The organism is Arthrobacter sp. B2060 (assembly GCF_059090445.1).
This window is the reverse complement of sequence record NZ_JBNHFR010000018.1, coordinates 22,251-30,035: the sequence shown is the minus strand read 5'-3', so window position 1 is coordinate 30,035 and position 7,785 is coordinate 22,251. Positions and strand designations below refer to the sequence as shown.

At 65.5% G+C, this 7,785-nt stretch carries 6 protein-coding genes and 1 pseudogene; 6 read left to right on the top strand and 1 reads right to left on the bottom strand.

Annotated elements, in window-relative coordinates; all coding sequences use genetic code 11:
* The 4 genes and pseudogenes from AC5RUM_RS21270 to AC5RUM_RS21255 all read left to right on the top strand — a co-directional run.
* Window positions 1-875: pseudogene (locus AC5RUM_RS21270) on the top strand (hypothetical protein); the annotation flags it as partial.
* A gap of 295 nt (window positions 876-1,170) precedes the next feature.
* On the top strand, window positions 1,171-2,250 hold the full coding sequence (locus AC5RUM_RS21265) for a serine/threonine-protein kinase (RefSeq protein WP_494036814.1): 1,080 nt from the start codon (window positions 1,171-1,173) through the stop codon (window positions 2,248-2,250).
* Window positions 2,247-2,753, top strand: a complete 507-nt coding sequence (locus AC5RUM_RS21260) for a mucin-associated surface protein (RefSeq protein ID WP_494036812.1) — start codon at window positions 2,247-2,249, stop codon at window positions 2,751-2,753. Before AC5RUM_RS21265 ends, AC5RUM_RS21260 begins: the two co-directional genes overlap by 4 nt.
* A 199-nt stretch (window positions 2,754-2,952) precedes the next feature.
* Entirely contained in the window at window positions 2,953-3,798 is an 846-nt protein-coding gene (locus AC5RUM_RS21255) for an SRPBCC family protein (RefSeq protein ID WP_494036811.1), read from the top strand.
* A gap of 107 nt (window positions 3,799-3,905) precedes the next feature.
* Here the strand turns inward: AC5RUM_RS21255 and AC5RUM_RS21250 are convergent, their stop codons facing one another.
* A complete protein-coding gene (locus AC5RUM_RS21250) occupies window positions 3,906-6,125 on the bottom strand; it encodes an NADP-dependent isocitrate dehydrogenase (RefSeq protein ID WP_494036810.1) in 2,220 nt (739 codons plus the stop codon).
* Window positions 6,126-6,494: 369 nt separating this feature from the next.
* On the opposite strand from AC5RUM_RS21250, the gene AC5RUM_RS21245 reads away from it, so the two are divergent.
* Together AC5RUM_RS21245 and AC5RUM_RS21240 are read left to right on the top strand one after the other, a co-directional pair.
* A complete protein-coding gene (locus AC5RUM_RS21245; RefSeq protein WP_494036809.1) occupies window positions 6,495-7,526 on the top strand; it encodes a trypsin-like serine peptidase in 1,032 nt (343 codons plus the stop codon).
* Entirely contained in the window at window positions 7,507-7,695 is a 189-nt protein-coding gene (locus tag AC5RUM_RS21240; protein WP_494036808.1) for a hypothetical protein, read from the top strand. Before AC5RUM_RS21245 ends, AC5RUM_RS21240 begins: the two co-directional genes overlap by 20 nt.
* Window positions 7,696-7,785: the final 90 nt, after the last annotated feature.

The following is a 7,785-nucleotide window of genomic DNA, read 5'->3' as shown; positions in this document are numbered from 1 at the left end:
TGAATCTCGGCAACGCCACAGGCACCGGCACCACCGCCGACGCTGTCGTAGACGTGAATCTCGGCAACGCCACAGGCACCGGCACCACCGCCGACGCTGTCGTAGACGTGAATCTCGGCAACGCCACAGGCACCGGCACCACCGCCGACGCCCTGGTCGACGTCAATCTCGGCAACATCGGAACCGCAACGGGCAACGGCACGACCGCCGACGCTGTCGTTGACGTGAACCTCGGCAACGCCACAGGCAACGGCACCACCGCCGACGCCGTGATCGACGTCAGCCTTGGCGAATCGGGGCTGCTCGGGGATGGAGGCCCGGCCGCTGCGGGCGCCGTCATTATCGGTCTTGGCACGGGAACGGATCCCTCTGTTGGTTTGGGCGTCGATCTCGGCATCGACCTTGGGACTGGCACGGGAACGGGGACCACGCCACCGGTAACGGACCCAGGTGATGGTTCCGGAACCGGATCCGATCCCACGGACGGCACGGGTACGGACGATCCCACCGGCGGCACGGGCTCGGGTACAGACGACCCCACCGGCGGCCAAGGCACCGGCACAGACGACCCCACCGGCGGCACCGGCACGGACGGTGACGGCGGCACCGGCGGCACCGGCACGGACGGCACCACCGGCGGCACCGACACCGGCGCGGTCTCCGATGGAAGCGGGATCGTGGTCCTGCCTGCAGGCGCAGTGATTACGGACGGCTCGGTGGCGGCCAACGCTCCGACGGCCGGCCTGGCTGCAGGCCAGACGCCCAGTGGCGCTCAGTCCCTGGCAAACACCGGAGCAGAGGAGGGTCTGTTGCCACTCGCCCTCGCCCTCCTGGCCGTTGGGATGCTGATGGTCATCCGGAGGAAGAAGGCATAAATAAGAGGTCTGGGCCCGCCGCGGGCGGGCCCAGATGAACATCACGGACCCATTGCCGGTGGTCCGGCTCCGGATGGTCAGAAGACCAGCGGAAGCCGGACCGCCGGCCGGGCTGTGCATCCAGCCCCGGATTCCGCGCACAACCTGCGCGGCGTCCGCCGCCCCGCCCCCGTATTACCCTTAACGGGACCCACTGGCGGATAAGGACGGCAAAGTATTGGAACATTCGCCCGGAAGCGTGACCGATGTACTGGACGGGCGCTACAGGCTCGGAGAAGTAATAGGCCGCGGAGGAATGTCATCGGTCTACACGGCCCGCGACGAAAACCTCGGCCGGGACGTGGCGCTGAAGCTCTTCGCTCCGCAAGTTGCAGACGCCGACGAGCTCAAGCGGCAGGAAGCCGAGATAAGGCTCCTCGCCACGCTCAACCACCCAAGCCTCGTGACACTGTTCGACGCAGGGGTGGACACGCGTGTGCCTGACCAGCCGAGACCGTTCCTCACCATGGAACTCGTGGAGGGCCAGGACCTTCGCGGCCGGCTGCGCCACAGCCGGGTTCCGCTCGACGAACTCGCCGTGATCGGCGCCGGGATCGCCGACGCCTTGGCCTACGTCCATGGTCTTGGAATCATCCACCGGGACATCAAACCTGCCAACATCCTCCTCGTCCAGGTGCGTCCCGGGGAGCCGCTGCGGCCCAAGCTCACAGACTTCGGCATCGCCCGGATCGCCGACGGTACGCGGCTGACTGCCACAGGCACCATGGTGGGGACAGCGGCATACCTCAGCCCCGAACAGGCGATGGGCTCGCCGCTCTCGCCCGCCACGGACATCTACTCTTTGGGCCTCGTGCTGCTGGAATGCATCAAGGGAACCCTGGAATATCCAGGCAGTGCCGTGGAATCTGCGGTGGCACGGCTGCACCGTGCACCAGAGGTTCCCGGAGACCTGCCGGCTGAGTGGCAACAACTCCTTACGTCCATGACGGCTTTCGAACCGCTGGACCGGCCCAGTGCCCCGGACCTGGAGATCGCCCTGCGCCAGGCGCTGGTTTCACCGGAAGGTGTCCCCGGGAACGTTGCTGGAGAGCACACCCGTGTCCTCCCCGCCCTGCCGACGCGGCCCCCGTCAGTTCTCCCGGACAGCGGTCACGCCACGGCTAAGCAGGACAGCGTCCGCCCTGCCGCAGGTCCCCGGCGCAGCCGACGCGTCTGGCTGGCGTCCTCTGTCGCTGCCGCCGCCTTGGCCGCCGGAGTGTTGGCGGTAACCCTCGCAGTCACGGCACCTGGAACGCCCGACGTCGTCACCTACCCCACGGTGACCGGCACCTTGGGCGATCACCTCCTGGAGCTGCAAAAGAGCGTGGAACCGTGACGGTGCACGGCCCGCTCCGCCCGCGGCCTGCTGTGCGGCGGCGGGCGGCGGTTGCCTTCGCGGGCGGGGTGCTCGCCTTGGGCCTGTCAGGCTGCGGCGGTGCCGCTCCCGAACTCAAGGCCGACGCCGCGGTGCAGCTTCAGCAGCGCGTCTTCGCCGTCACCGAAGCAGCGGCGGGTGGTGATCCTGCCGGCGCGCTCACGTCGCTGGAGCAGCTGGCGGCCGGCCTGGATGCCGCCGCCGCGGACGGCCATGTTTCGTTCAAGCGCCACCAGAGCATCACCGCGTCCGTCGACGCAGTCCGTGCCGACCTTAGGGCAACGCTGGCTGCCAAGAAGGCCGAGGCGGCGAAAGCTGCCAACCCCGCCCCGGCCACAACGCCGGCCGTTGTGGTCTCCGCGCCGGTTCCCGCCTCCGGTGACACTGCCCGGGGGAATGCCGGAAAGGACAACGCGGACGAGGACAGCGATGAAGCCAAAGGATCGGCCAAAGACAAGGACTAAAGAGTCCTTGCCGTCTTAGCACTCTCGGCAAAGGGCCCCTTGCGACACGAGTCCAAGGCCCGATCAGCCGTCTTCGTGGACTGCAGCCGCGGCTCTCTTCAATTGCCCGACGCTTCGGACTACGTTGGAGGTGTTCCACCCAAGATGCAGCAATCAGAACCGCGGGCAACAGCCCGCTCGCTGAAGGAGTGAACTACGCATGGCAACTGTGCAGGAATCCATCGAAGTCGATGTCCCCGTCAGCACGGCCTACAACCAATGGACCCAGTTTGAGGACTTCCCACATTTCATGAGCGGCGTCGACTCGGTGCGCCAACTCGATGACACCACCGTTCATTTCGAAACGAGCATCGCCGGCGTCAAACGTCAGTACGACGCGCAGATCACTGTTCAGGAACCTGACCAGCGTGTCACCTGGGAAAGCCTGAATGAGCCACGCAACGCCGGAACCGTCTGGTTCGAGTCCTTGGGGCCGGAGCAGACGAAGGTGAACGTCGAACTCACCTGGGAGCCCGAGTCCGCGATGGAGAAAATGGGCGCCGCCGTTGGTCTTGACTCCCGCCAGGTTGCTTCAGACCTGAAGAAGTTCAAGAAGTTCATCGAGAGCCAGGGTTCGGAAACCGGCGCATGGCGTGAGAGCGTCCACGACGGCGAGGTCGACGACCAGCGAGGGGCCACCGGGACGGCTGGCATGGCCGGGGCCGCCGGAACTGGTGCAGGACTTGGGGCTGCCGGAGCAGGTGCAGGGCCGGCCGGCTACGGCGCCGGCACATCAGGCACCGCGGACGCGAGCGACGAAACCATCGGCACGGCACCCTCGGCAGCAGATGATGCCACGGGCTACGCCGCCGGACCCGGAATGGATGCGACGCCAGGGCGGACGTACGAGTCAGGCGACGCGTACGATGCCGCCGCCACCGAGAGGCCGGTTGATGCGGATCCGGACATGGCCGTCGACGCCCCCTACGGAGACACTGAGGAGGGCGAACCCCGCAACGAACCCAGGCTGGGCAACACCAGGCGGGACGAAACCCCGGAGCGGTAGAGGCAGCCCACTGGTCGGCGCGGGCTTCAGCCCCGCTGATGGCGAATGCTGAGAGTTAACAAAGAAGCGCCCCGCCACTCGAACGAGTGGCGGGGCGCTTTTTCGTCTTAGCCCAGGCTGGCGACAACCTTGTTCAGCGTGGCAGAGGGCCGCATGACGGCCGCGGCCTTCTCGGCGTCGGGGCGGTAGTAGCCGCCGATGTCGACCGGTGAACCCTGGACAGCTAGGAGTTCGGAAACGATGGCGTCCTCGTTGGAGCCCAGAGCTTCAGCGACCGCGGAGAAGGACGCTGCCAGTTCTGAGTCCTCCGTCTGCTTGGCCAGTTCCTGCGCCCAGTACAGCGCCAGGTAGAAGTGGCTGCCGCGGTTGTCGAGCTCGCCAACCTTGCGCCTCGGGGACTTGTCCTCCAGCAGGAACGTGCCCGTGGCCCGGTCCAGTGTGTCGGCCAGGACCTGCGCCCGGGCGTTGTCCGTGGTGTTGGCCAGGTGCTCGAAGCTGACGGCCAGGGCGAGGAATTCGCCGAGGCTGTCCCAGCGGAGGTGGTTCTCCTTGAGGAGCTGCTGGACGTGCTTCGGTGCGGAGCCGCCGGCGCCGGTCTCGAACAGGCCGCCGCCGTTGATCAGCGGAACGATGGAGAGCATCTTGGCGCTGGTGCCGAGTTCCAGGATCGGGAACAGGTCCGTCAGGTAGTCGCGGAGCACGTTGCCGGTGACGGAGATCGTGTCTTCTCCCCTGCGGATGCGCTCGAGGGTGAACGCGGTGGCCTTCACCGGCGACATGATCTCGATCTGCAGGCCCTCGGTGTCGTGCTCCTGCAGGTATTCGCGGACCTTCTCGATGAGCTTGGCGTCGTGCGCGCGGGTCTCGTCCAGCCAGAACACGGCAGGCGTCTGCGAGGCGCGGGCACGGTTGACAGCCAGCTTGACCCAGTCACGGATGGGCAGGTCCTTGGTCTGGCAGGCGCGCCAGATATCGCCGGGGCCAACTTCGTGTTCGATCAGGACCGTTCCGGAGGCGTCCACGATCTGGACCTTGCCGGGGGCCTGAATTTCGAACGTCTTGTCGTGGCTGCCGTACTCCTCCGCCGCCTGGGCCATGAGGCCCACGTTCGGCACAGTGCCCATGGTGGTGGGGTCGAAGGCGCCGTTGGCGCGGCAGTCATCGATGACGACCTGGTAGATGCCGGCGTAGGAGCTGTCCGGCAGAACTGCCAGAGTGTCCGCTTCCTTGCCGTCCGGGCCCCACATGTGGCCGGAGGTGCGGATCATCGCCGGCATGGAAGCGTCAACAATGATGTCGCTGGGGACGTGCAGGCTGGTGATGCCCTTGTCGGAGTCGACCATGGCGAGGGCGGGCCCTTCTTCAAGGCCCTTCGCGATGGCCGCCTGAACGCCTTCGCGGACATCCTCGGGGAGCTCTTCGAGGCCGTTGAGGATGGCGGCGAGGCCGTTGTTGGGGCTGATGCCGGCCGCGGCGAGCTGCTTGCCGTAGGTGTCGAACAGTTCAGAGAAGTAGGCCTTGACCACGTGGCCGAAAATGATGGGGTCCGAGACCTTCATCATGGTGGCCTTCAGGTGTGCCGAGAAGAGGACGCCCTCCTCCTTGGCTCGTGCAACCTGGGCGGCAAGGAACTCGTCCAGGGCGGCAGCGCGCAGCACGGTCCCGTCGATCACTTCGCCTGCCAGGACCGGGAACGCCTTCTTCAGGACCTTGACCGTGCCGTCTTCGCGGACTAGCTGGATCTCGATGGTGCCGTCGGCCGGGATCACCACGGACTTTTCGTTGGAGCGGAAGTCGTCGGCTTCCATGTGGGCCACGTTGGTCTTGGAGTCCGGAGTCCAGGCACCCATGGAGTGCGGGTTCTGGCGGGCGTAGTTCTTAACGGACAGCGGCGCCCGGCGGTCCGAGTTGCCTTCGCGCAGGACCGGGTTCACGGCGGAGCCCTTGATCTTGTCGTAGCGAGAGCGAATGCTCGTTTCTTCATCGGAGGAGGGATTGTCCGGGTAGTCCGGCAGCTTGTACCCCTGAGCCTGCAGTTCGGCAATGGCGGCTTTCAACTGCGGCACGGAAGCGCTGATGTTGGGAAGTTTGATGATGTTGGCTTCCGGCTTCTTTGCCAGTTCACCGAGCTCAGCCAGGGCGTCACCGATCTGCTGTTCTTCAGTGAGGTAGTCACCGAACACGGCGATAATGCGGCCGGCCAGCGAAATGTCGCGGGTCTCCACCTGCACACCTGCGGTCGACGCGAATGCTTCGACGATCGGCAGGAACGAATATGTAGCCAGCATCGGCGCTTCGTCGGTGTGGGTATAGATAATTTTGGCCATGCTCGGGCGTCTCCCTGGAGGTCGGCTGTATGTGGAATCCGGTCTATTTCACCAACCTTTAACTTACCCGAGGTCATCATGCAGAGCCCCACCAAGGTGGGCTGTATCACTTTGGTGACGGAATCCAGCGATTAAGTGGGGCCGAGGTGCCCATTGTCCCCCGCGCCGCGTACCCCTATCTTTAGCTCATGACAGAAAAGCGCCTCACCGGCTGAAGGTAGCCGGCACGCCCTGCGGCAGGGGCAGAAACGCACTACCCCTACCTGGAACACATAACTTCAAACGACTTTTACAAAGCTTGTCATGTCCGGGTAGCCTCAATTCTTCACAGGTGCGCTGCTACGGCGCCCACCGATAGGTAGGACCCCCATGACGAGCAACAAGTCTCTGGCCACTAGCCTCGTGAGCCTCTCAGCGGGTTTGCTGCTGACGCTCTCCGCGGCCGGCGGCGCAACGGCTTCTCCTGCAAAGGCGCAGGATCCCGTGCAGCCGCAGATCGCCAGCGCGACGCTCACCACGTCAACTGCGGCGAGTTACTGGACGCCCGAGCGCATGCGGGCTGCCGTTCCAGGCGATGTCCTCGCAGCGAAGGCCGTCGCCCGGCAGGTCATCGTTCCTTGGCAGGTCAACGGTCCCCAGCAGCTCAACGGCAATGGCCTCCCAGGCCTCGGCGAGCAGGGTTCCCTGACCAAGATCGCCGGCACATCCCGTAAGGGCAAGACAAGCGCTCTGCACAAAGACGAACTGCCCGTGAGCCACATCGGCAAGATCTTCTTTACCCTGGGCGGCGCCAACTACGTCTGCTCCGGCAACTCAGTGGCCGCGGGCAACAAGAGCACAGTCTCCACTGCCGGGCACTGCCTTAACCAGGGGCCGGGCGCCTTCGCCACGAACTTCATTTTTGTGCCGGCCTACAAGGACGGGGCGGCTCCGTACGGCAAATGGGCGGCCAAGACGCTCTATGCGCCCAAGGAATGGAGCACCGACGGCAACATCCAGTACGACACCGGCTTCGCCGTGGTTGCCGAGCTTGACGGCCAGAAGCTTGCCGACGTGGTCGGTGCCACGGGCGTCGTGTTCAACCAGTCGCGCGGACTGACGTACAAGGCGTTCGGCTACCCGGCGGCATCCCCGTTCACTGGCAAGACACTCGTCAGTTGCTACGGGAAGGCAGGCAATGATTCGGTCAACCCGCAGTTCAACACGCAAGGCATTCCCTGCGACATGACCGGCGGTTCCTCGGGCGGTCCCTGGTTCCTCGCTGAGAGCACAGACAGCCCCTTGGGCTTCCAGAACTCGGTCAACAGCTATGGCTACGGCAGCCGCTCCACCGCGATGTACTCCCCGTACTGGGGTTCTGTCATCGAGCAGGTCTACAAACGTGCAGCAGCCGCCAGCTAAGGACGCACCGCCGCCTGGGGAGGACCCGGTAAGCAGCTCGGACGTCAGCCAGTCGCCGGAGGAAATCCTGGCGTACTGGACGCCGGAGCGCATGGCTGAGGCGGAACCGCGTGAGATCCTGCTCCCCTCCCCTGGGGAAGAACCTGACCGGGAACCCGAGGACAATTAAGTCAATGAAAGCCCGACGGCGGCTGTCCCCTTAAGGGGGCAGCCGCCGTCGGCGTTGCTGACCGGCTTTAACCGGGCGGGCGCTGGGCCC

What these genes read in the sequence shown, in the direction of transcription:
- AC5RUM_RS21265 (WP_494036814.1), top strand. Translation starts at nt 1,171, where the DNA reads ATGTCATCGGTCTACACGGCCCGCGACGAAAACCTCGGCCGGGACGTG.
- AC5RUM_RS21255 (WP_494036811.1), top strand. Translation starts at nt 2,953, where the DNA reads ATGGCAACTGTGCAGGAATCCATCGAAGTCGATGTCCCCGTCAGCACG.
- AC5RUM_RS21250 (WP_494036810.1), bottom strand. Translation starts at nt 6,125, where the DNA reads ATGGCCAAAATTATCTATACCCACACCGACGAAGCGCCGATGCTGGCT.
- AC5RUM_RS21245 (WP_494036809.1), top strand. Translation starts at nt 6,495, where the DNA reads ATGACGAGCAACAAGTCTCTGGCCACTAGCCTCGTGAGCCTCTCAGCG.